19 protein-coding genes are annotated in these 22,993 nt (G+C 61.2%); 3 read left to right on the top strand and 16 right to left on the bottom strand.

All coding sequences use genetic code 11. From position 1 onward, the window contains the following. The first annotated feature begins 6 nt into the window (after positions 1–6). Together AC2GXZ_RS00210 and AC2GXZ_RS00205 are read left to right on the top strand one after the other, a co-directional pair. Entirely contained in the window at positions 7–1,176 is a 1,170-nt protein-coding gene (locus tag AC2GXZ_RS00210; protein ID WP_483757108.1) for a serine hydrolase domain-containing protein, read from the top strand. Positions 1,177–1,185: 9 nt separating this feature from the next. Continuing rightward, positions 1,186–2,865, top strand: coding sequence for an amidohydrolase (locus tag AC2GXZ_RS00205; protein ID WP_483757107.1), 1,680 nt, complete (start codon positions 1,186–1,188; stop codon positions 2,863–2,865). A 21-nt stretch (positions 2,866–2,886) separates the two neighbouring features. On the opposite strand, the gene AC2GXZ_RS00200 is transcribed toward AC2GXZ_RS00205, so the two are convergent. The 10 genes from AC2GXZ_RS00200 to AC2GXZ_RS00155 form a co-directional block, all read right to left on the bottom strand. Then, positions 2,887–3,603: a GntR family transcriptional regulator gene (locus AC2GXZ_RS00200; RefSeq protein ID WP_483757106.1), complete on the bottom strand. Its 717-nt coding sequence runs from the start codon at positions 3,601–3,603 to the stop codon at positions 2,887–2,889. 119 nt (positions 3,604–3,722) lie between these two features. Next, positions 3,723–4,961, bottom strand: a complete 1,239-nt coding sequence (locus tag AC2GXZ_RS00195) for a hydantoinase/carbamoylase family amidase (RefSeq protein WP_483757105.1) — start codon at positions 4,959–4,961, stop codon at positions 3,723–3,725. Between the two features lie 44 nt (positions 4,962–5,005). Continuing rightward, entirely contained in the window at positions 5,006–6,340 is a 1,335-nt protein-coding gene (locus AC2GXZ_RS00190; protein WP_483757104.1) for an aspartate aminotransferase family protein, read from the bottom strand. A gap of 21 nt (positions 6,341–6,361) precedes the next feature. Further along, a complete protein-coding gene (locus tag AC2GXZ_RS00185) occupies positions 6,362–7,429 on the bottom strand; it encodes a phosphotransferase (RefSeq protein WP_483757103.1) in 1,068 nt (355 codons plus the stop codon). 73 nt (positions 7,430–7,502) lie between these two features. Further along, positions 7,503–8,930 (bottom strand): amidase, encoded by a 1,428-nt coding sequence (locus AC2GXZ_RS00180; RefSeq protein ID WP_483757102.1) that lies wholly within the window; start codon positions 8,928–8,930, stop codon positions 7,503–7,505. An 18-nt stretch (positions 8,931–8,948) separates the two neighbouring features. Then, positions 8,949–10,301, bottom strand: a complete 1,353-nt coding sequence (locus tag AC2GXZ_RS00175; RefSeq protein WP_483757101.1) for an aspartate aminotransferase family protein — start codon at positions 10,299–10,301, stop codon at positions 8,949–8,951. A gap of 63 nt (positions 10,302–10,364) precedes the next feature. Beyond that, entirely contained in the window at positions 10,365–12,071 is a 1,707-nt protein-coding gene (locus AC2GXZ_RS00170) for an ABC transporter ATP-binding protein (RefSeq protein ID WP_483757100.1), read from the bottom strand. Between the two features lie 2 nt (positions 12,072–12,073). Beyond that, positions 12,074–12,913 (bottom strand): ABC transporter permease, encoded by an 840-nt coding sequence (locus tag AC2GXZ_RS00165; protein WP_483757099.1) that lies wholly within the window; start codon positions 12,911–12,913, stop codon positions 12,074–12,076. Then, positions 12,910–13,881, bottom strand: coding sequence for an ABC transporter permease (locus AC2GXZ_RS00160; RefSeq protein WP_483757098.1), 972 nt, complete (start codon positions 13,879–13,881; stop codon positions 12,910–12,912). Before AC2GXZ_RS00160 ends, AC2GXZ_RS00165 begins: the two co-directional genes overlap by 4 nt. 71 nt (positions 13,882–13,952) lie before the next feature. Further along, entirely contained in the window at positions 13,953–15,500 is a 1,548-nt protein-coding gene (locus tag AC2GXZ_RS00155) for an ABC transporter substrate-binding protein (RefSeq protein ID WP_483757097.1), read from the bottom strand. Between the two features lie 247 nt (positions 15,501–15,747). Between AC2GXZ_RS00155 and AC2GXZ_RS00150 the strand changes: the two genes are divergently transcribed. Further along, positions 15,748–16,695, top strand: a complete 948-nt coding sequence (locus AC2GXZ_RS00150) for a 2-hydroxyacid dehydrogenase (RefSeq protein WP_483757096.1) — start codon at positions 15,748–15,750, stop codon at positions 16,693–16,695. A gap of 56 nt (positions 16,696–16,751) precedes the next feature. On the opposite strand, the gene AC2GXZ_RS00145 is transcribed toward AC2GXZ_RS00150, so the two are convergent. The 6 genes from AC2GXZ_RS00145 to AC2GXZ_RS00120 form a co-directional block, all read right to left on the bottom strand. Continuing rightward, complete coding sequence (locus tag AC2GXZ_RS00145; RefSeq protein ID WP_483757095.1) at positions 16,752–17,519, bottom strand: GntR family transcriptional regulator; 768 nt, start codon at positions 17,517–17,519, stop codon at positions 16,752–16,754. Positions 17,520–17,718: 199 nt separating this feature from the next. Continuing rightward, positions 17,719–18,504 (bottom strand): ABC transporter permease, encoded by a 786-nt coding sequence (locus AC2GXZ_RS00140; RefSeq protein ID WP_483757094.1) that lies wholly within the window; start codon positions 18,502–18,504, stop codon positions 17,719–17,721. Further along, positions 18,504–19,685, bottom strand: a complete 1,182-nt coding sequence (locus AC2GXZ_RS00135) for an ABC transporter permease (protein ID WP_483757093.1) — start codon at positions 19,683–19,685, stop codon at positions 18,504–18,506. Before AC2GXZ_RS00135 ends, AC2GXZ_RS00140 begins: the two co-directional genes overlap by 1 nt. Further along, positions 19,682–20,761, bottom strand: a complete 1,080-nt coding sequence (locus AC2GXZ_RS00130) for an ABC transporter ATP-binding protein (RefSeq protein ID WP_483757092.1) — start codon at positions 20,759–20,761, stop codon at positions 19,682–19,684. The genes AC2GXZ_RS00135 and AC2GXZ_RS00130 overlap by 4 nt, the downstream gene beginning before the upstream one ends. A gap of 138 nt (positions 20,762–20,899) precedes the next feature. Continuing rightward, positions 20,900–21,919 carry an ABC transporter substrate-binding protein gene (locus AC2GXZ_RS00125; RefSeq protein ID WP_483758223.1) on the bottom strand — a complete coding sequence of 340 codons (1,020 nt, stop codon included), beginning with the start codon at positions 21,917–21,919 and terminating at the stop codon, positions 20,900–20,902. Positions 21,920–22,064: 145 nt separating this feature from the next. Further along, positions 22,065–22,784, bottom strand: a complete 720-nt coding sequence (locus AC2GXZ_RS00120) for an SDR family NAD(P)-dependent oxidoreductase (protein ID WP_483758222.1) — start codon at positions 22,782–22,784, stop codon at positions 22,065–22,067. Positions 22,785–22,993 lie beyond the last annotated feature (209 nt).

Below are 22,993 nucleotides of genomic sequence, written 5' to 3'. Positions count from 1 at the left end.
GATAGCATGACAGACATGACCACCGTTGACCGGGCATCGGTGACACTTGCCAACTGGCGCGAGACACCCTTCAGCCGCTGGAGTTTCCACAACGTCCGCGAACTGGTGCCGACCTCGGAAATTTCCTGCGGCACCGAACAGGCGGAAGAGGCGCTGGCCTCGCAGCCATTCCTCGCCCGCGGGATCGAGACCGAACTGGACGGCGTCTCGACCATCGAGGGTTTTCTCAAATACGCCCATACCGACGCTTTCCTGCTGATGAAGCGCGGCAGGATCGTCGGCGAATATTACGCCCCACATGCCGATGTGAATGCCAAACATCTGGTTTTCTCGATCAGCAAGTCGCTCACCGCCATCCTCTCCGGCATCCTTGAAGAGCAGGGCCTGATCGACCCCGAAAAACCGGTCGTCGCCTATCTGCCGGAAGCAAAAGGCAGCGCCTATGAGGATTGCCGTTATCGCGACGTGCTCGACATGCGCGTCAGCCTCGATTTCGAGGAAACCTATCTCGACAAAAACGGCCCGTTCGCCCGCTATCGCCGCGCCATGTTGTGGAACCCGGTCGAGCCGGGCTTCGAGATCGAAACGCTTGCCTCCTTCCTGATGACGCTGAAAAAGGCCGACCGGCCGCATGGCGGCGGGCATTCCTATCTGTCGCCCAATGCCGACCTGCTCGGGGTCGTCATCGAGCGTGTCACCGGCCGCCGGTATGGCGAGCTACTGTCGGAGCTTCTGTGGCAGCCGATGGGTGCCAAAAACCATGCCTATGTGACGGTCGACAGTATCGGCACGGCCCGCACCGCCGGCGGTATCTGCCTCACCGCCCGCGATCTCGCCCGCGTCGGCGAACTGATCCGCACGGGTGGCGAGATCGACGGCCGGCAGATCATCCCGCAAGGCTGGATTGCCGACATGCTGGAAAATGGCGATCCGGAAGCCTGGAAAGCATCCAACAGCACCACCATGCCGAACGGCCGTTACCGCAGCCAATGGTATCAGCTCGGCGAGCCGGACGGCGCCTATTGCGCCATCGGCATCCACGGCCAGTGGCTCTATGTCGATCCTGAAAACGAGGCCGTGATCGTTAAACTGTCGTCGCAGCCCAATCCGCTCGACGACGAGCTGAAACAGGACAATCTCGCCTTTTTCCGAACCCTGAGCCGTCTGGCACTCTGAGGAATACAAATGCAGACGCCGGCCGACATCATCATCCTCAACGCCCGCATCCTGACCATGGACGAGACCGCACCGAAAGCTGAAGCCGTTGCCATCGCCGGCAACAGGATCGTGGCAATCGGCTCCAATGCCGCGATCGAGGTCCTGAAAGGCCCGTCAACGCGCGTGATCGATGCCGCAGGAGGCACCGTCCTGCCCGGCTTCAACGAAGCCCATATGCATATCTTCATGGGTTCCGTTGGCCTTCGCCAGCTGTCGCTTTACAAGGTCAAGGGTTTCGACGAGCTGAAGGCGAAAGTGGACGAATACGCCGCCGCCAACCCGAGGCTGAAACTGCTTCTGGCCCAGTCAGCCGACTACACGATCCTGTCGGAGACGGAACGCACCACCCGCCACGATCTTGACCGCGTCATCTCCGACCGTCCGTTTGCGATGATCTCGCCGGACCATCACACCGCCTGGGCCAATACCAGGGCACTCGAATTGGCCGGCCTCCTGCATGGCAAGCAAGTCGGCGTCGGCAATGAAGTGGTGATGGGTGAGGATGGCCTTGCCTCCGGCGAGTTGCGCGAGGCAGACGCCATGCAGCCGGTCTTTGATCTCAGCGAAACCGGCGGCCGCGAAGGCCTTGGCATCGGCACCGGTGGCGAACCGGACAGCGTCACCCCGCAAGAACGCGCCATCGATCTGGCCATCATCAGGAATGGCCTCGCCTATTGCGCATCGCTGGGCATCACCTCGATCCAGAACATGGACGGCAATCTCTACCAGCTGGAAATCCTCGACGAAATCGAGAACACATCCGGCCTGCCGGTGCGCGTGCGCATGCCCTACCACATGAAGAACTTCATGCCGCTCTCCGACTTGTCGGAAAAAGCCGCAGCCTGGCATGACCGTTTCGACACCGACCGGCTGCGCTGCGATTTCGTCAAGATGTTCATCGATGGCGTGACCGAGGGCGAAAGCGCCGTTTTCATTGACGACTACGCCCACAAGCCCGGCTGGAAGGGCGACCCTCTGTTCAGCCAGGAACATCTCAATGAAATCGTCACCGAGGCCGACCGCCTGAAACTGCCCGTCGCCATCCACGCCATCGGCGACGGCGCGGTGCGCATGGTGCTCGACGCCTACGAAGCCGCAGCGGGCGCGAACGGCAAGCGAGATGCCCGTAACCGCATCGAACATATCGAAGTCATCCATCAGGATGACGTGCCGCGTTTCAAGAAGCTTGGCGTCATCGCCTCGATGCAGCCGACCCATCCGCCCGGCAATGCCGGCCTGCCGCTCGAACCCTATCTATCCTTCATCGGCCGCGATCGCTGGCCACTCGCCTTCGCGTGGCGCACGCTTGCCGATGCCGGCGCCGAGATCGTGTTTGCCACAGACTGGCCGGTCTCGCCGCTCGACCCGATGAGCTGCATTCATGATGCGATGACGAGACAGCTTTGGGCCGACGATCTGCCTGACCAGCGCCTGACGCTGACAGAAACACTGGCCGCCTATACCAGCACCGGTGCCCATGTGGAGTTCATGGAAGACCGCAAGGGCATGCTGAAAGCAGGTTATCTCGCCGATATCGTCGTGCTTTCGGCCGATGTAGAGGCTGCCGCCTCAGAAGAACTGGCCTCGATCCGGCCGATCATCACCATCTGCGACGGCAAAATCAGCTATGACAAGGCTCTCGCCTGACAGACATCAGGCGGACGGCACTTACACCTCGGCAAGCGCCTTCAATAACACGGCATCGTCCTCGCCGGTGATGATGTCGGCATCCGTCTGCACGACGAATTCGACGACGGCAAATATGCCGCCAAGATGGATCTTCAAAAGACGTGAGGCCTCGTCCTCGTCATGCGTCCTGATCGCCGCATAAAGTGCGGTATGTTCGTCGATGACCTCTTCGAAATAACCCATCTTCGGAAAGGCAAGCCGACGAACGCGGTCGAGCTGCCCGGTCGCCGTATGGATCGTCTGCCAGACATTCGGAAAACCGGCAATCCGGCACAGAAGCCGGTGGAATTCGTTGTCGACCTTGAACGCCTCGTCGACGTCACGCCTTTTGGCCGCATCCTGCTGGCGGAAGATCAGAAGATCGAGATCACGCTCATGGATCGGATCGAAATTGCGCGCCGCCAGCCTGACGGTGCGCATTTCAAGGCTGGAGCGCACTAGATGGCCCTCGATCACCTTGCGCATGACGATCTTGTTGACGAATGTGCCACCGCTCGGGACGATATTGACCAGACCTTCCTGGGCAAGCCGCAGCACGGCCTCGCGCATCGGCGTGCGGGAAATGCCGAGTTCGGCGCAGGTTTCCTTCTCGTTCAGCGTTTCGCCGGGTGCGAGCTTCATGGTGATGATCGCATCGCGGATGACATTATAGGCCCACAGCGCCTTGGGCAGGCCGGCTCCGTCGACGGCGCCCATGTCATCCAGTCCCAGTTTCGCGTATGAGTTCACCTCAGGCCTCGCTTGCACCGTCCGGCGCGTCCGAACATCCTATTATATCGTTTATCTCTGCCGCAAAAGACGGGCGTCTCAGTCCATCAGGCTTCGTTGGCGACCCTGATCGCCATCTCCAGCAGAACCTTGGCTCCGGCCGTCACCTGATCCGGCTCGCACCATTCCTTTTCGCTATGCGAAATGCCGTCCCTGCAGGGCACGAAAATGATCGCCGTCGGGCAGATATGCGTCATCGACAGCGCATCATGCGAGGTCAGTGTCGGCAGCATCATCGACGTGTAGCCAAGTCCCTCGGCCACTTCGAGAACCTGCCCTGAAAGTTCTGCAGACAGATCCAGCCGCTGCCGGTAATGCGAGGTCGTCGCATCGATGACGAGGCCGGTCTCCTCGGCAATCCATTTTGCCGCAGCCTCGATCCGCGCGACGATCTTCGCCCGGCCTTCCTCCGTCGCATGCACCGCAACATAGGAGAGCTTCGTCAGATGTGGAATGTTGACGCGGTTGTTCGGCCAGTTGCGGATCACCGTGGCGCTGACCATGCCGTCCGGTTCGTTTTCCGCCCCGATAGCCTCGATTTCGAGAATGAGCTTTGCCGCCGCAACCAGAGAATTGCGCCGCTTGGACATCGCCGCCGTCTGCGAATGACCGTTCTCGCCGCTGATATCGATAAAGCCGCTGCAGCCCCAGGAGCTGTTGGAAACGGCAGCGATCATCGCCCCTGCCTTTTCCATTTCCGGCCCCTGCTCGATATGCAGTTCGAGATATGTGTGAACCGCGCGACCGCCGACCGCCAGCGGCCCGGCATAACCGATCCGCTCCAGCTCGTCGCCGATCATCAAACCATCGTCGTCCTTGCGCGATAGAGCCCCGTCGAGCGGCAAAAGGCCGGCAAAGATACCCGATCCCATGACGCCCGGCTGGAAACGCGCGCCTTCTTCATTGGTGAAATTGGCGATCTCGATTGCCCGCCGCGTCACGACACCAGCCGCATTCAGCGCCCGGATCACCGCGATCCCGGCAAGGACGCCCAGAACCCCGTCGAACTTGCCACCCGGCATCTGCGTGTCGAGATGGCTGCCGATGATCAGCGGAGGCAGCGACGGATCGCTGCCCTCCCGCCGTGCAAACATGTTACCGATCGCATCGACCGTAACCGTCAGCCCGGCCTCTTCCGCCCAATAGCGGAACAGGTTGCGCCCCTCGCGGTCGGCATCCGAAAGTGCCGGCCGAAAGCTGCCGCCGCCCTTGGTGCCGCCGATCGCCCCCATCGTCATGATATCGGCCCACAGGCGTTCGGTATTGATATTCGGCGACGAGGTCATGGTCTTTTCCTTTTGCAGTCTTGAGGTGCGGGGCAACGACACGATCAGTTCGTCTCGCGCAGCACCTCTTCCAGCACCTTCAGAAAGATGTCGGCATGTTCGCGGCCGAATGGCAGCGGCGGCCGGATCTTCAGCGTGTTGCCATGAATTCCGGCAGCACTGATCAGCACCCGGTGTTCGCGCATGCGATTGACGACGGCAAGCGAACGTGGCCCATCCGGCGCGCGGCTCTCACGATCCTTGACGAATTCGAGCCCGAGGAACAGGCCGGCACCGCGCACGTCGCCGATGCAGTCGAATGTCGGCATCAGCTTGCGCATGCCTTCCATCATGTAATTGCCGGTCGACAGCGCATTGGCCATCAGGTCCTCTTCATCGATGATGTCGAGCACGGCATTGGCGGCGGCGATCGATACGTGATTGGCGCCGAACGTGTTGAAATAGCGGATGTCGCGGCCGAAACGGTCCTGCACTTCACCCTTCATCACCGCAGCGGCGATCGGCAGACCATTGCCCATCGGCTTGCCCATCACAGCAATATCGGGAACGATGCCGTGGCGCATGAAGCCCCACATGTGAGAACCCGTGCGGCCAAATCCCGGCTGCACTTCGTCGGCGATATAGAGCGCACCCGCCTCATGCACGACCTCCAGCGTCTTCTTGAGGAAGCCCGCCGGCTCGGAATAGATGCCGTCCGTCGAAAAGATGCTGTCGGCAATGAAGGCGGCCGGCTTGATGCCGTGGCGCAACATGAAGGCGATCGCCTTGGAAACCTCTTCCGCGAATGTCTCGCCGACATCCTTGCCATCGGCGCGATAGGCATCCGGCGCCGGCACGGTGATCACATGCATTCCGAGCGGCATGTTGGGGCCAAGCGACGGCGAGATGGCGGCAGCTGCAGCCGTCGTGCCGTGATAGGCATTCTCGGTGATGATGATGCCGGTACCGCCGGTATAATAGCAGGCAAGCCGCATGGCGAGATCGACCGCTTCGCTGCCGGTGCAGCAATACATCACCCGGTTCATCTCCTCCGGGAAGGTCGCCAGCAGCTTTGCCGAATAATCGAGGATCTTCTCGTCGAGATAACGCGTGTGGGTGTTCAGCACTGCCGCCTGCTCGGCAATCGCCGCAACCACGCGCGGATGGCAATGGCCGACCGAAGGCACGTTGTTATAGGTGTCGAGATAGGCATTGCCGTCCGGATCGTAGAGCCACACGCCCTCGCCGCGCACCAGATGCAGCGGGTTCTCATAGAACAGCCGGTAGGATGGCCCGAGCATCGCCTGGCGGCGCTCGACCATCGACCGCTCGCGCTCCGGCAGGGTGCTCAGGCGCGAGGCGTCGAAGCCGTTGATCATCGTGGTGGCTGGCTTGCTCATCTGTCTCTCCCTGAAGTTACGTTATCGACGGCATGCGGCCGCAAGGCGCGCAATGGCTTCGTCTCTTGGAATGGAATCGAGCCGGGCGAATTGCGCCCAGACGGTCGGGCTGTTGCGCGTGTAGAGCTCCCGCATGTCGGGAAACAGCTTGCCGCGCCATTCCGGGATGGCAAGCCGCATCAGCATCCGGGTGGTCACCGCGGTGTAAAGCAGCTCGATCTCTTCGTGCGTGAGCGTCTTTTCGGTCGAATACCCTTTGAGGAAATCGCACATCGCCTCGACCGGATCGGCGGCATCGCCCATCTGGTAGGCCGCACCGACACCGACATCGAAGAGGATCGGCGCATGCACCATGTCGCCGAAATCGATAATGCCGCTGATCGTGTCCGGATCGACCTCGCTGACAAGGATATTTTCCATGTTGAAATCGTTGTGGATCACCTGCGCCGGCAGGTCGGCCATGCGTGGCAGGATCTGAACCTCGAAATCGTTCAATGCGCTTTCAAGCCGGCTGCGCTCCTGATGCCCTTCGAAAGCGGAGAGAAGGTCGCGCATGCCGGCCGCATGCGACATGTCCCAGGTGATGCGATGGCTGGCCGCCTCATGGGTAAAGCTTTCAAGCGCCTTCTGCATGCGCCCGAGCAACACGCCGACGCGGTGGCGCTGGATGGCCGAATGCGGCTGCGATTTCTGCGAGATGCCCGGAACGAAAGTGACCATCCGCACCCCGCGCGTGGCCCCCTCGTCATCGGTCATGCGGAAATCCGCCTCGCCGTCGAGTGTGCGGATGATCCGCTGGATCGGAATGCCCGGATCGGCGGCTTCCACATGCAGAAGCGCCTGGCTGTGCATGCTCGTCATCGCCGGATTTTCGGCCGGATTGAGCACCTTGAAGAGATATTCGGTCCCGTCGTCGAGCGTCAGCCGGTAATTGCTGTCCTTCTCGCCCCAGAGCCATTCGGCTTTGCCGGTGAGCCCGTACTTTTCCCGGGCAATGCGCTCGGCCTGATCCGGGGGCACGGCGGTCGCCCCTGTCTTGAGCTCTGCGCCAAGCCCGCTTGCCGCCCCTTGGCTTGCCGTGGAGGCCATCTATCCCATCCTCATGCTGCTGTTATGAATTCGACGGTGCGGAAGCATAAAGCCTCCGCACCCTGTTGGTGGCTCAGGCAACCCGCGGGGCGTTCAGAACCTCTTCCGGATAGGCAGCCTGATAGGCCGCCGCCAGCGCCAGCACGATATCGTCGCGATAACGCGGACCGACGAATTGCAGACCGATCGGCAAACCGCCGGCATCGAAGCCGCAGGGAACCGACACGGCCGGCTGCCCCGTCATGTTGAACGGATAGGTGAAGGGCGACCAGTCGGACCAGTCCTTGCCTTCGATCCCGCCCGGAAAATCCGTGCCTGCCTCGATCGCCGTCACCGGCATGGTCGGCAGCATCAGTGCGTCGTATTTCTCGTGGAACAGCGCCATCGTAACCTTGAGATCGGCACGAACCTGCTCGGCGATGACATAATCGATCGCCGAATAGGCCTTGCCCTTCTCGTAGATGCCGATCAGGCCCGGATCCATCAGCTTCTTCTGCTCTTCCGTCGGATTGACCATCTCGACGGTACGGGCCTCCGCCGCATACCACAGCGCCAGAAGCGCATCCTGTGGATTGGAAAAGCCCGGATCGACTTCTTCGATGATCGCGCCCATGTCGGCGAGACGCTTGGCCGCACGCTCGACGGCGGCGGCCACATCCGGCTGCACCTCGGCATAACCGAGATTGCGGCTATAACCGATCTTGAGGCCTTTTACGCTCGCAGCCTTGATCCCTTCGTGCCAGTCCGGCACCGGGGTCGGGCAATAACCGTAAAGCGCCTTCGGCGTCGGCCCCGTCGTCGCATTCATGAACAATGCAGCGTCTTCCACCGTCCGCGTCAGCGGGCCGCGATGGGCAAGCTCGAACAGCGTCGTTGCCGTGTCCGCCGGGATCCAGCCATAGGTCGGCTTGATGCCGAACGAACCGGAGAAGGAAGCCGGGATGCGGATCGAACCCGCACCGTCCGAACCCTCATGCAGCACGCCCATGTTGAGGGCCGCCGCAACCGCCGCACCGCCCGACGAACCGCCCGACGCACGGTCCGTGCGCCAGGGGTTGAGCGTGTTGCCGAAGGCAGGCCCGTGGGTGACGCCCTTCCAGCCGAATTCCGGCGACGTCGTCGTGCCGAGAATGGTGACGCCTGCTGCGCGAAGACGTTCCATGATCAGGAACTCCTTCTCCGAAGGGGTCGTGGCGCCGAGCGCCGAACCGCGCCGCCAAGGGATACCCTTGACCGGCGTCAGTTCCTTGATCGTCGTCGGCGCACCGTCGATGGGCGAAAGCGGTTCGCCCTTCTTCCAGCGTGCCTCGGATGCTCTCGCCTCGGCAAGCGCCAGTTCCGGCACCACATAGGCAAACGCATTGACGCTCGGGTTGAATTTTTCGATCCGCTCCAGCGAAGCCTTCGCGGCCTCCACCGGAGAGGCCTTGCCCGCGGCAAACAGCTCGGAGAGCTGTGCCGCAGTCATTTCGCCGAGATCGGTCTTTTCAATCTTGGTCATGATGTCCAATCCTTCGCGTTAGGCGCGCGTCGCTGCGACCTTGTCGAGCGCACGGCTGACGGCGGCAAACATGTCGTCGATCTGTTCCGAGGTGATGATCATCGGCGGGCAGAAGCAGATGGCTTCGGCAATGTTGCGGACGATCAGGCCTTCTTCCTCGCAGGCGGCCGAAACGGCAGCCGCCGCATCACCCGGCTTGCCATCGGCCCATGGCTTGATTTCGAGCGCGCCGAGCAGGCCGATGCCGCGCGACGAATGCGACAGCGGATGCTGGGCAAGCGCTTCGAGACCGGAAAGGAACTTCTCTTCCAGACGGGCGGCATTTCCGACCAGGTCACGCTCCTGGATGATCTTCAGGTTTTCAAGCCCGACAGCGGTTGCAACCGGATGACCCGATGCCGTGTAGCCATGACCGAACACGCCGATACGATCGGATTCATCGGCGATCGGCTGGTAGAAGCTGTCGTTCATCAGGATTGCCGACAGCGGCATGTAGGACGACGAGATCTGCTTCGAGACGACCAGTACGTCCGGCGTGATGCCGAGCGTTTCGCAGGCGAACATCTTGCCGGTACGGCCGAAACCGCAAATGACTTCGTCGGCGACGAGAAGGATGTCGTATTTCTTCAGGATTTCCTGAACGCCGGCCCAGTAGCCAGTCGGCGGAACCAGCACACCACCGGCGCCCATCACCGGCTCGCCCCAGAAGGCGGCGATCGTGTCCGGACCTTCCTTGAGGATCAAGTCTTCGAGATCCTTGAGGATGCGCGTGGTGAAATCGGCTTCGCTTTCGCCTTCCAGTCCGAAATGGACATAGGACGGGCAGGACGTGTGGACCATCCGGTCGAGCGGCAGGTCGAAGCTTTCATGATTGCGCGGCAGGCCGGTGAGCGAGGCGGACGCGATCGTCACGCCGTGATACCCTTTGACGCGGCCGATGATCTTCTTCTTGTCCTTCTTGCCGAGCGCGTTGGAACGGTACCAGACCATCTTCACCGCAAGGTCGTTGGCTTCCGAACCCGACGAGGTGAAGTGGACCTTCGACATCGGCACCGGCGCGATCTCGATCAGCATTTCGGCGAGATCGATCGACGGACCATGCGTCTTGTAGGAGAAGGTGTGGTAGTAGGGCAGCTTTTCCATCTGCGCCTTGGCGACTTCCGCCAGACGCTTTTCGCCGAAGCCGAGCGCCACCGACCAAAGACCGGCCATGCCCTCGATATAACGCTTGCCGTGGCTGTCGGTAACGTAGATGCCGTCGCCGCTCTCGATCACCAGACCGCCAGTCTTTTCGTATTTGCGCAGGTTGACGTTCGGGTGCATCTGGTAGGCCATGTCGCGGCCTTCAATCGAATTCGGCTTGATCGTCATCGGTCTCTCTCCATTGAACGGTTCGGGCGAAATTGGCCCATATGATGTTGATGCCGGACGGCTTCAGGCCGTCATCAGCGCTTCCTTTGCCCGACCGGGAATGGCCTCGATCAGGCTTTTCGTATAGGCATTTTCGGGAGCATCGAAGATCTGGCTTCCGGTTCCCAGTTCCACCACCTCGCCCTTCTGCATCACCATCACCCGATCGCAGATCTTGGCTGCGACCCGCAAGTCATGGGTGATGAACACGAGCGAAAGGTTGAGGTCCTTCTTCAGCTGGCCGAGAAGTTCGAGCACCTGGGCCTGGATCGACACGTCGAGCGCCGACACCGCCTCGTCCGCGATGATGATCTCCGGTTCCAGAGCCAGCGCGCGGGCAATGCCGATACGCTGCCGCTGGCCGCCGGAAAACTCGTGCGGGAAACGGTTCACCCCCTTTGGATCGAGCCCGACCATGTCCATAAGCTCCGCAGCGCGTGTAAGCGCTTGTCTCTCGTTCTCGCCATAGGCGATCGGACCCGACGCGATGATGCGCCCGACCTTTTCGCGTGGATTGAGCGACGAATAGGGATCCTGGAAGATCATCTGCATGCGCCGACGCATGGCACGCAGCTCGGCGCCTTTGAGATGCGCCATGTCCTGCCCACCGAGCAGCACGCGACCGCTGTCGGGATCCTGCAGGCGCACCAGGCAACGGCCGACCGAGGACTTGCCCGACCCGCTTTCGCCGACAATGCCGAGCGTTTCGCCACGACCCAGCGTGAAGGAGACGTCCTTCACCGCATGAACGGACCGCTGCTTGGAAAACAGCCCGCCGCCCATCCGATAGGTCTTGGAGAGATTTTCGACAGCCAGCAGCGGCTCGCGGACATCGACACTCGCGACCCCTTCACCGGGCCGCGGGATCGCCGCGATCAGCTTCTTCGTATAGGGATGCTGCGGCGAAAACAGCACCTCTTCCGCCGTTCCCTGCTCGACGATACGGCCGAGCTGCATCACCGTCACATAATCGGCGATCTCGGCCACGACGCCGAAATCGTGGGTGATGAACATCACCGCCATGTTGCGCTCCTTCTGGAGCTTGGCGATCAGTTTCAGGATCTGCGCCTGGGTCGTCACGTCGAGCGCCGTGGTCGGCTCATCGGCGACCAGCACTTCCGGCTCGAGCGCCAGCGCCATGGCAATCATCACGCGCTGCCGCTGGCCACCCGAAAGCTGGAACGGGTAGCTGTCGGCCGCCCGCGGCGGATCGGGCAACCCGACCTCGGTCAGCAGTGACAGCGCCTTTGCCTTCCGCTCCTTCGGCGTCAGAAGGCCGTGCGCCTCGAACACTTCCTCGATCTGCGCCGACACCTTCATCAGCGGGTTGAGCGCCGACATCGGCTCCTGGAAGATCATCGCCACCCGGCGCCCGCGAATGCCGTAAAGCGCATCCGACGGCATGGTGATCAGGTCTACATCATCGAGCAGGATACGGCCCTGTGCGACGCGCACCGTATCGGGCAGAAGTCCCATCAGCGCATTGGCCGACATCGACTTGCCCGAGCCGCTTTCACCGACGACGCAAAGCATCTCGCCTGGATAGAGCTTGAAGGAAACGCGGTCCACCGCATAGGGGCGGTCTGCACCGTCGGGCAGCGCGATGCTGAGCCTGTCAATGAACACGACCGGTTCGCCGCGGCCCTCTTCCTTCAATGCGCCCGGATGGATGACGGCTGGCGCCACGATATCGTCGGATGTCACGGCGTTCGTTGCGATAGTGTCTGCCATGATTACCTCCCCTTGCGCGCAAGGCGCGGATTGAGGGCGTCGTTCAGCCCTTCGCCGACGAGATTGAGCGCCAGCACGGTGAGCAGGATAGCAAGACCCGGGAAGAAGCTGACCCACCAGGCCTGACGGATGACGGTGCGGCCGGCCCCGATGATATAACCCCAGGACATCACGTTGCGGTCGCCGAGACCGAGGAAGGAAAGCGAGCTCTCGATCAGGATCGCCGCCGCGACCATCATCGAGGCAAGCACGATGATCGGCGACAGCGTGTTGGGCAGGATCTGCCGCCAGATGATCGTCGCATGCGTCTGGCCCGACAGCACGGCCGCCTCGACGAATTCACGCGACCGGAGCGACATCACTTCGCCGCGCAAGAGCCGTGCGACCGGCGGCCATGAAACGATGGCGATCGAGATGACAATCGAGGTGATGTTCGGCTGAAAGATCGCCACCAGCACCACGGCCAGCGCAAAGCTCGGCACGCTCTGGAAAAATTCCGTGAAGCGCATCAGTACGTCATCCACCCAACCGCCGAAATAGCCGGCAATTGCGCCGATCGGAATGCCGATCAGCAGCGACACCACGGTCGACACCAGGCCGATCAGCAACGAGACGCGCGCCCCATGGGCAAGGCCCGCGGCAAGATCGCGGCCCATCGGATCGGTGCCGAGCAGGAAGCCGTTCATCGCAAATGGAGCAATGAAAGGACGCTGCACCATCGCCCAGGGCGACTTGGTGTAGATGAACGGCGCGACGACCGACAGAACCACGACGAGAAGCAGAATGACCAGACCGACAACGGCACCCCGGTTCTGCGAAAAACGTTTCCAGAAATCCTTCATGACGTCACCTTGATGCGCGGATCGACGAGACGATAAAGCACGTCTGTGATGAGGTTGAACAACAGGACCATGGCGGCCGAGACGACGAAGACGCCAAGCAGCAGATTGTAGTCGCGCTGCGACAGGGCATCGAACATCAGCCGTCCGATGCCGGGCCATGCGAATACGGTCTCGATCAGCACCGCGCCGCCGACCAGCTGGCCCGCCTGAAGACCTGCCAGGGTGACGACCGGCAGCAGCGCATTGCGCAGCACATGCCGGCGCTGGATGACGCCGGGACGCAGGCCCTTGGCCTTGGCGGTCTTGACGAAATCGAGCTGGCCGACTTCCAGCATCGAGGCACGGGTCATGCGGGCATAAACCGCCATGAAGAACAGGCCGAGCGTCATCGCCGGCAGGATCAGATGTTCCAGGACATCCAGCGCGCGCCTCAAGCCGGTATAATTGGCACCGACCGTCTCGTAACCGAAACCGGGCAGCCAGCCGAGCTGGACGGAGAACAGCAGCACCGCCATCAGCGCCAGCCAAAACAGCGGCGTGGCATAAAAGATCAGAGCGACGAGCGAGATGATCGTGTCGGCCCACTTGCCCTGACGTGCGGAGGCGAAGGCACCGGCAGCAACACCAAGCCCGAGCGAAATGACGAAGGCCGCCAGCGACAGGATCAGGGTTGCCGGCAACCGGTCACCGATCAGTTGAAGCACGGGCAGCTGCTGGCGATAGGAATAACCGAGATCGAGCTGGACCACGGAGGACACATAGATCCACAGCTGCATGTAGAGCGGCTGGTCAAGGCCGAAACGCTCTCTGAGCTGCTGCAGGAAGGCAGGATCGGCATCACCGGCTTCGCCTGCCATGACTGCGGCCGGGTCTCCCGGTGCGGCATGGATGAGGAAGAAATTGAGCACAGTGATGCAGATCAGGATCACGACTGCCTTGAGCAACCGTCCCGAGATAAATCTCAGCATGAGAATGGCCCCTACTAGATTTTCAGGTGCGAGATGAACCAGGCGGAGACGGATCTCCGCCTGAGCGCCGATTATTTCTTGATCCAGGCGTCGCGCATGGATTCCGGCAGGCCGGACGCGGTCGTCACGATATCCTGAACCTTGCAGTTATAGATCGTCGGGAAACCGAGCTCGAGCAACCAGGCAACCGGCACGTCTTCCTGCAGCTTCTTCTGCGCCTGATCGTAGAGTTCCTGGCGCTTGGTCGCCGGGTAGGCAATGGCCGCCTCGTCGAACAGCTTGTCGAGTTCCGGATTGGAATAGCCCTCGACATTGTTGAACGGATTGCCCTTGGCGATCTGCGAGGTCTTGTAGTTGCGGTCGACGCCGATCGCCGGATCACCGTTCTGGTAGAGATAGGTGAAGGCGATATCGTAATCCCAGTTGGAGGTCTTCTGGTTCCAGCCGGCAACGTCGGTGGATTCGATCTCGATCGGAATACCGACATCACCGAGGTTCTGCTTGACCGCTTCCGCCCAGCGCTGCCAGGTCTCGCCATAGGGCAGCGGCAGAAGCTTCAGCGGCTTGCCGTCATAACCGATTTCCTTGAGCAGTTCCTTGGCCTTGTCCGGGTCATGCGCATAGGTCGGCGCGACATCCTTGTAGAAGGGAAGTTTCGACGACAGCGGGCCGGTCGCGACCTTGCCATAACCGTTCCACAAAACGTCCTTGGCGAAGTCGCGGTCGAGCGCATACATCACCGCCTGGCGGAACTTGACATTGTCCATCGGCGGCTTGCGGTTGTTCAGCCACAGCCACGACAGCGGCGCGAAATATTCCCAGCCCTTTTCCGTCGTGCAGGTATTGGGCAGATCCTTCAGCCGCGGAATGTCGAAGTTTTCGACCGAGCCACCCGGCAGGATATCGACCGTGCCGGTCTCGAAAGCGACCGAGCGCGACGCACCGTCCGGAATCACCTGATAATAGAGTTCGTCGAGATAGGGCTTGCCCTTGATGTAATAGTCCGGGTTCTTGACCAGGTGGATATAGCTGCCGCGTTTCCATTCGTCGAACTTGAACGGGCCGGTGCCGATCGGCTTGTCATTGGCCGGATTGGTGGCGTAATCGGTGCCTTCATAGATGTGCTTGGGAATGATCGGCATCGTGTAGAAGGCGAGGCCGCGGATGAAGGCCTCGAAGGGCTCCTTCAGCTTGAACACCACGGTCTTGTCGTCCGGTGCGGTGACGCTTTCCACATGGGTCATCAGGTTGCGGTGACGCGGCTGCATCTTCACCAGATAGTCATTGGCGGAAAACAGCACGTCGGCCGAGGTCATCGGCTTGCCGTCATGCCACTTCACGCCGTCCTGCAGCGTGAACGTATAGGTCAGTCCATCCTCGGAAACCGTCCAGGATTTCGCCAGCGACGGCTCGGGCTTGAGGTTTTCGTCGTAGCGCAGCAGGCTTTCATAGATATTGCCGCCGACCAGCAGTGCCGGCCCGTTTGTCGTCGTGCCGACCATGATGCTCGGCGGTTCCGGCTGCACGATCAGGTTCAATTTTCCGCCGGGAACAGCCTGGGCAAAGGCCGCGGTCGTCGTCAGGAAAAGGGCTAGGGATGCAGAAAGCAGTCGTCGCATGAAGTTCCCCTTATGGATTTTCGTTTGCTTGCGGACGTCACTTCGAGATCACATCGGGACTACAATATACCGATATATCGATGCGTCATCTTGACTCCGGCCCTTGGCGCCTGTCAAGCAAGACAGATGATTTTTTGCATAAAAGTTAAACGGAAAATCTGTCCGCACAAAAAATAATCAGATGCGGAAAATGAGGACGCCGGCTGCGATCAGGCCGGGAAAAAGGATGCCCTTGGGAATGGAATTCATGTCGAATACGCAAGCGAAAACCCCACATATCGCCTTTGTCAGCAGCACGCTTGACCTGACCTTTCTCAAATCCGCATTCGAGAAATCCGCGCTCAACGCCCGCCTGAGCCTATATCCTGACGAGGATTTCCGGCAAGCGGACATCGCCGTCGCCTGGAACCCGCCGCATGGCGTCCTGTCGACCATGCCCAACCTCAAGCTGGTGCACAGCATAGCGGCGGGACTGGACAATATATTCGCCGATCCGCATCTTCCCGACGTGCCGGTCTGCCGGGTCGTGGATACCGAGCATGCGCTTGGCATGGCGCAATATGCGATCTGGTCGACGCTGCTGTTTCACCGGGAGATGGACCGCCACCTGCAGAATGCCTCCGGACGGCGCTGGGAGCGCCCCGACCAGATCGCCGCCAAGGACTATACGGTCGGCATTCTGGGTTTCGGTGCCATTGGCAGAACCGTCGGCCGCAGCCTGAAAGCGCTCGGTTATGATGTTCGCGGCTGGGCGCGTTCCCCAAAGCCCGAGGCAGACATCACGACCTATCATGGATCCGAACAGCTGGCCGATTTCCTCACCGGCTGCAATCTGCTGATCTGCCTTTTGCCGCTCACCGGTGCGACCCGCGGCATCCTCGATGCCAGGCTTCTGGGGCAGCTCCCCGAAGGGGCCGCGCTGGTCAATATGGGGCGCGGCGAACATCTCGTGGAGGCCGATCTGCTGGCCGCCATCGACGGCGGGCACCTGCGTGGCGCCGTCCTCGATGTGTTCCACAAGGAGCCGCTGCCCAACGACAGCCCGCTATGGGATCATCCGAAGATCTTCGTCACCCCGCATGTCGCCTCCATGCCCAATCCGGCGGATGTTGCCGGGCAGATTTTCGAGAACGCGACACGCGTGCTGAACGGGATGGAACCGCTCAATCCCGGTGACCGCGAAAGCGGTTACTGAGGTCATTAACGACGGGCACCGGCCTAGGTGGGCGGTCCCGTTTCGCCGGCAATGTTCTATGGCTGCGGCGACAGCATGACGTCGATCTTCGCCAGATCGAAACCCGGTTCCTGCACGATCAGTCCGGGCTCATCGCCAATCACGTATTCGACGACCTTTGCCGTATCATCCAGATGGCGCCGCATCAGGCTGTGGGCGAGATCGGCGTCACCTGCACGGATGGCCTCGTATATCCCCCGATGTTCCTGCTCGACCTCGTCGAAATATCCCGACCTCGGGATCGCGCGGCGGCGTACCCGGTCCAGTTGCCCCGTGGCATTGTGGATGGTCTGCCAGACGTCCGGAAAGCCGGCCAGCATGCAGATGAACCGGTGAAAATCATTGTCGATGGCAAGCGACTGGTCGTGATCCTGCCTTTTGGCCGCACTGCCCTGAAGAAACATCAGAAGATCGAAATCACGGTCATGGGCCGGATCATAGACCCGTGCCGCCAGCCGCACCATCCGCAATTCCAGGCTGGAGCGGATCAGGTGCCCCTCGATCACGCCGCGCAGCGAAATGCCGTTGACGAACGTACCGCCGCTCGGCACCACGTTGACCAGCCCTTCCTGCGCCAGCCGAAGCACCGCCTCGCGCATCGGCGTGCGCGACACGCCGAGTTCTGCGCAGGTTTCCTTCTCGCTGATCGTGGCTCCCGGCTCCATCCGCATGGTGATGATCGCATGGCGGATGTAATTATAGGCGGCGAGCGCCTTCGGCTGACCAGCGGAATTGCCGGCACCATTGTCCGGAAGGAAATCAGACCGCTTCAAACTGTTGTTCATGTCCGCTCGCCTTCCCGTCCTTGGTATTCCGGGACCGCCATACCGATATATCGCAACTCTGTCCCTAGCCGCTTCCACACGGTTTGCAAGCAGATATCATCGCGCTTTCGGACAAAAACCCGGCATCTGCAGGCACGGAGGCCCGCAGATGCTTTATCGACCAGAGCCTTATGACCCATTCAGTGGCGATCCGACGTCATCATGCCGCAGCAGCACCTCGCCTGCCGCGCACCAGAAGCACCATCGCTGCAATCAGCAGGGTGCCGAAGATGAACAGGAAGGCCGCAGCCGCGATGGCCGGGCTGATATTGTCGCGGATCGTCGAAAACATCTGGCGCGCCAGCGTCCGCTGGTTCGGACCGGCGACGAAGAGCGTCAGCACCACTTCGTCGAGCGACGTCGCGAACGCCAGCACGGCACCGGTCAGGATGCCCGGCATGGCAAGCGGCAGCGTCACCCGGCGGAACACCCGCTCGGGCGAAGCCCCGAGGCTTGCCGCTGCCAGCTCGACCTTCCGGTCTATGCCGGCAAGCGATCCCGACACGCTGACGATCACGAACGGCACGGCGACGACCGTATGCGCGATAATCACCGCCAGATGCGTGTTCGCCAGCCCGATCCGGGCAAGCAGGATCTGCATGCCGATGCCGAGCACGACGACCGGCACCACCATCGGCAGCATGAACAGCGTGCGGATCAGCCCGCCGATCGCCGGCAGCCGCCGCCTCAGGCCAAGCGACGCCAACACGCCGAGCACTGTCGACAGCACGGTCGTGCCTGTGCCGATGATCAGGCTGTTGACGATCGCCCGCTGCCAGGCGGGTGCCGTGAACAGCTCGACGAACCACCGGAACGAAAAGGACGGGATCGGGTAGATCAGCAGCAGGCTCGATGTGAAGGCCAGCGGCATCATGATCAGAAGCGGGATGATCAGGAATGCCGCCATCAGGAGCCCGAAGATCCATTGAATAGCCTTTGCGGGCATCAGGCGCTCCTTTCCCGTTGCGTCGCGAGCCGGTCATAGACGGCATAAAGAATGATGGTGACGACCAGAAGGACGATGCCGAGCGCGCTCGCCATGCCCCAATTGCCGGAATTCGACGCATGGAAGGCGATGAAGGAGCTGATCATCTGGTCACCGGCGCCACCGATCAGCGCGGGGGTGATGTAATAGCCGATCGCCGACATGAAGACGAGCAGTGAGCCCGCGGCAATGCCGCTGAAGCTGAGCGGCAGGAGCACGCGAACGAAGGCCCGCAACGGATGGGCGCCGAGCGAGGCGGCCGCCGGCATCAGGTTTTTCGGGATGGTCAGCAGCACGCTGTAGATCGGCAGGACCATCAACGGCAACTGCACATGCGTCATCGCGATGATCACCCCGGTGCGGTTGAAGATCAACGCCAGCGGGTTGGAGATGATGTGAAGGTCGATCAGCGCCGAATTGATCAGCCCCTGTTCCTGCAGAAGGATGAACCATGCGGCGGTGCGAACGAGAAGCGAGGTCCATAGCGGCAGCAGCACCGCGGCCAGCAGCGCCTGCTTTTTCCACCCGGTCGCGACAGTGATCAGCAACGCATAAGGATAGCCCAGAAGCACGCAGAAAATCGTCACCAGTGCGGAAATCCAGAATGTCCGCTCGAAGATCGCCACGTTGATCGTATGTTCCGGCGGCTGCGAGACGATCTCGCCGGCATCGCTCCTCATCAAGTCGACGGCTGCGAGAAGATATCGGTCGGTGACCGGCGACAGCGCGTCGGTGATCGCCTTCCAGTATTGCGGTTGGCTCCATTTTTTATCGAGCGCCACGAGATCCACCGGCGCATCCGGCTTGTCCTGCACCGCCTTGAGTGTCTTGCTCATCAGCGTCCTGAAGCCGGATTGTGCGCTGTTGAGCCGGCGAACCATGTCGCCAACGGCCTGCTCGTCGGTTGCCTGACGCAGATCGGCGACGAAAGCCGCCTGAAGTTCGGCACCCGGCGCGCTTTCACCATCCCATGAAGAGGCAACCTTGGCGGTTTCCGGCAGGAGCCGCGCAACGGCATCGTCCGACACGGATTGGGTCAGCACGCTTGCCAGCGGCCAGATGAAGAACAGGCAGATGAACAGGAAAAGCGGTGCGACGAGCAGAAACGGTCCGCTTTTCTGCAAAAAGCTTTTAGCCGTCATGATGCGATCACCTTGCAGTCACCCGGGCTGAACAGCGCAGTGACCTGAGCACCGCGATGCGGCTCCGCCGACTTGCGATCGAGCCGCGCGATATAGGAGATGTCGCCGGCTCCGGAAAGCTGCACGCGCAAATGATCGCCCTGATAGACACAGTCCGTCACCGTCGCGGAAATGGCATTTCCCTGCCCAGCTGCGGCAACGCCTTCGACCAGCGACAGGCGTTCCGGCCGAAGTGAAACGGAAACATCCTGCCCGGCAGCGATATCGCCTGCACTTGAAACGTCGATGAGATCGCCGTTCTTCAGCCTGATGCGGGCAGACGTCGCATCGACGGCCTCCGCCACGCCCTCGAGAAGGTTCGTTTCGCCGATGAATTCGGCCACGAAACGGGTTGCCGGTTCGTCATAGACCTGGCGAGGCGTGCCGATCTGCTCGATCTTGCCCCTGTTGAACACGGCGATCCGATCCGACATGGTCAACGCTTCGCTCTGATCATGGGTCACAAACACGATCGTCAGGCCGAGCCGCTGGTGAAGCGCGCGGATATCGAGCTGCATCTGCTCGCGCAGGTTCTTGTCGAGCGCGCCGAGCGGTTCGTCCATCAGCACCACCCGCGGTTCGAACACGAGTGCGCGCGCCAGCGCCACGCGTTGCTGCTGCCCGCCCGACAACTGGGTCGGCTTGCGCTCGGACAATGCACCGAGTTGCACCATGTCCAGCGCCCGCGTCACGCGCTCCGTGATTTCCGCCTTCGCGACACCGCGCATCTGCAATGGAAAGGCGACATTGGCACCGACCGTCATGTGCGGAAAAAGCGCGTAATTCTGAAAGACGACGCCCATGTCACGCTTGTGCGACGGCACGTCATTGACCTTGTAGCCGTCGACCAGGATCTGCCCTTCGGTGGCGGTTTCGAAACCGGCCAGCATCATCAGGAGCGTTGTCTTGCCCGATCCTGACGGTCCCAGAAGACTGACGAACTCGCCCGTCTCGATATCCAGCCTCAACTTGTCGACGACACACTGCTGTCCGTAATATTTGCTGACGCCATCGAAGCGTATGCGGAATTCGGCCAAGGCCATTCCCCTTTTCTTGTCGTGGATACGGTTCCGCTGTCGGTCGTTTGCGGCAATCGGCACGCATCCATCCGTTCTGTCGGCTTGGAAGGGAGGCCGCATTCAAGCGGCCGCCCGACGTCTGGGAAAAGTGGCTTCTTACTGTGCCAGCCAGGCGTTGAAGCGAGCCGTCAGGGCCTCGGAATTGTCGATCCAGAAATCGACATTGAGCGCGATCGCCTGCTTCAGGTTTTCCGGATGGGTCGGCAGGTTGACGTCGACGGCCGGCGGAATGGTGGCGGCGGCCTTCTTGTTCGGGATGCCGTAATCCACCTTCAACGGCAGCTTGGCCTGGTTTTCGGCGGCACTGGCGAATGCGATGAAGTCCATGCCCGCATCCTTGTTTTCAGCACCCTTGAGGATGACCCAGCTGTCGACGGCATACATGCTTTCCGGCCAGACGATCTTGAAGTTCTTGCCTTCCGCCTTGTTGATGCCGGTGACGCGGCCGTTATAGACCGATGTCAGCGCCACTTCGCCCGACGCCAGATACTGGACCGGCTGCGCGCCGGATTCCCACCAGACGATGTTCGGCTTCAGTTCGTCGAGCTTCTTGAACGCCCGGTTGACACCTTCTTCGGTCGCCAGCACGTCATAGAGTTCCGCCGGCTTTACGCCATCGGCCAGAAGCGCGAATTCGAGATTGTACTTGGCGCCCTTGCGCAGCGAGCGCTTACCGGGAAACTTCTTCGTGTCCCAGAAGTCGGCCCAGCTCTTGGGGCCTTCCTTGAACTTGTCGCCGTCATACCCCATGGCCAGCGACCAGTAGATCACGCCGGCACCGCATTCGCCGACAGCATCGGGAAGAAACTCGTCCTTGACGCCGATCTTGTCCCAATCGAGCTTTTCAAAAAGGCCGTCGGCGCAACCGAGTGCCAGTTCTTCAGCCTCGACTTGAACGACGTCCCAGTTCGGCGCACCGGCCTTCATCTTGGCCTGCAGCACGCCATAGCCGCCATCCCAGCTCTCTTCGATGAACGGCTTGCCGGTTTTGGCGGCAAAGGGCTTGAAGTAGATTTCGCTCTGGGCTGCCTGACCGGCGCCGCCCCAGCCGACGATCGTCAGGTCACGAGCGGCAGCCGCACCCGACATCATCGCGGTCGATGCCAGCGCCAGCATGCCGATCGCCGCGGTCTTGAAGAAATTCGTCATTTTGTTCCCCTGATAGGGCCCGGATCATTATCCTGAACCCGAAGTTGCTACGATCCTTTCGTTTCCTCCGGCAAAGCGCGCGGTTGGCCCGCGTCTGTCTTTGATTACGGGGTCAGACGTGTTGTCCGCCGTTGATGTGGATTTCCGCACCGTTGATATAGGCCGATTGATCGGTGCAGAGGAAATAGATGGTCTTTGCCACCTCGATGGTCGTCCCGAGCCGCCCGAGCGGCACTTCCGCCTGTACCAGCTCGTCGGTACCGGGAGACAAGATCGATGTGGCGATCTCGCCCGGCGCAATGGCGTTGGCGCGAATGCCGCGCGGGCCGAATTCATGCGCCAGTTCACGGGTCAAAGCGGCAAGGCCCGCCTTCGACGCGGCATAGGCGACACCCGCGAAGGGATGCACGCGCGAACCGGCAATCGACGTGACATTGACGATCGACCCCTGGGCCGCCTCAAGTTCGGGCAACATGGCGCGGGCCAGAAGCGCCGTGGAAATCAGGTTGACATTCATCACCTTCATCCAGGTCTCGGCATCGGTCTCCGCAACACCGAGGCGCGTGCCCCCAGATCCCTTGGGTGAAATGCCGGCATTGTTCACCAGCGCTGCCAGCTTGCCGTCCGGCAGCCGCTTGCGAACCGTTTCGGCCAGTTCCTCAATGCCCGAAAGATCTGCTAGGTCGGCCTGGATATGGCTCTCGCGAGCAGACGGCCAACGGCATTCCTCTGAAAACGGTTGGCGCGACACGGTCAGGATCCGCCATCCATGCTCCATGAAAAGCTTGACCGTCGCGTGGCCAATTCCACGGCTGGCGCCGGTCAAAAGCATGTAGGGGGTGGTGGACAAGGACAGAACTCCCGTGATCCGACAAAACAGGACAAGCCCGATATATCGGTATGTTACCGCCTCAAAAGACGTTTGCAAGCAGTTTTCGCAACTGCGAAGATTATCCCGGTCTGATCGAGGTCAGGCGTAATCTTCGAGCAAACAAAGCCCAGTCTTGCCTGTCGGATCTGCAACAGCGGCCGAAGTAACCC

The organism is Aliirhizobium sp. YIM B11859, assembly GCF_057163345.1.
This window is presented reverse-complemented; position numbering and strand designations above follow the sequence as displayed.

What these genes read in the sequence shown, in the direction of transcription:
- AC2GXZ_RS00190 (WP_483757104.1), bottom strand. Translation starts at nt 6,340, where the DNA reads ATGAGCAAGCCAGCCACCACGATGATCAACGGCTTCGACGCCTCGCGC.
- AC2GXZ_RS00180 (WP_483757102.1), bottom strand. Translation starts at nt 8,930, where the DNA reads ATGACCAAGATTGAAAAGACCGATCTCGGCGAAATGACTGCGGCACAG.
- AC2GXZ_RS00120 (WP_483758222.1), bottom strand. Translation starts at nt 22,784, where the DNA reads ATGCTTTTGACCGGCGCCAGCCGTGGAATTGGCCACGCGACGGTCAAG.
- AC2GXZ_RS00195 (WP_483757105.1), bottom strand. Translation starts at nt 4,961, where the DNA reads ATGACCTCGTCGCCGAATATCAATACCGAACGCCTGTGGGCCGATATC.
- AC2GXZ_RS00140 (WP_483757094.1), bottom strand. Translation starts at nt 18,504, where the DNA reads ATGCCCGCAAAGGCTATTCAATGGATCTTCGGGCTCCTGATGGCGGCA.
- AC2GXZ_RS00135 (WP_483757093.1), bottom strand. Translation starts at nt 19,685, where the DNA reads ATGACGGCTAAAAGCTTTTTGCAGAAAAGCGGACCGTTTCTGCTCGTC.
- AC2GXZ_RS00175 (WP_483757101.1), bottom strand. Translation starts at nt 10,301, where the DNA reads ATGACGATCAAGCCGAATTCGATTGAAGGCCGCGACATGGCCTACCAG.
- AC2GXZ_RS00155 (WP_483757097.1), bottom strand. Translation starts at nt 15,500, where the DNA reads ATGCGACGACTGCTTTCTGCATCCCTAGCCCTTTTCCTGACGACGACC.
- AC2GXZ_RS00200 (WP_483757106.1), bottom strand. Translation starts at nt 3,603, where the DNA reads ATGGGCGCCGTCGACGGAGCCGGCCTGCCCAAGGCGCTGTGGGCCTAT.
- AC2GXZ_RS00125 (WP_483758223.1), bottom strand. Translation starts at nt 21,919, where the DNA reads ATGCTGGCGCTGGCATCGACCGCGATGATGTCGGGTGCGGCTGCCGCT.
- AC2GXZ_RS00185 (WP_483757103.1), bottom strand. Translation starts at nt 7,429, where the DNA reads ATGGCCTCCACGGCAAGCCAAGGGGCGGCAAGCGGGCTTGGCGCAGAG.
- AC2GXZ_RS00160 (WP_483757098.1), bottom strand. Translation starts at nt 13,881, where the DNA reads ATGCTGAGATTTATCTCGGGACGGTTGCTCAAGGCAGTCGTGATCCTG.
- AC2GXZ_RS00145 (WP_483757095.1), bottom strand. Translation starts at nt 17,519, where the DNA reads ATGAACAACAGTTTGAAGCGGTCTGATTTCCTTCCGGACAATGGTGCC.
- AC2GXZ_RS00150 (WP_483757096.1), top strand. Translation starts at nt 15,748, where the DNA reads ATGTCGAATACGCAAGCGAAAACCCCACATATCGCCTTTGTCAGCAGC.
- AC2GXZ_RS00205 (WP_483757107.1), top strand. Translation starts at nt 1,186, where the DNA reads ATGCAGACGCCGGCCGACATCATCATCCTCAACGCCCGCATCCTGACC.
- AC2GXZ_RS00210 (WP_483757108.1), top strand. Translation starts at nt 7, where the DNA reads ATGACAGACATGACCACCGTTGACCGGGCATCGGTGACACTTGCCAAC.
- AC2GXZ_RS00170 (WP_483757100.1), bottom strand. Translation starts at nt 12,071, where the DNA reads ATGGCAGACACTATCGCAACGAACGCCGTGACATCCGACGATATCGTG.
- AC2GXZ_RS00165 (WP_483757099.1), bottom strand. Translation starts at nt 12,913, where the DNA reads ATGAAGGATTTCTGGAAACGTTTTTCGCAGAACCGGGGTGCCGTTGTC.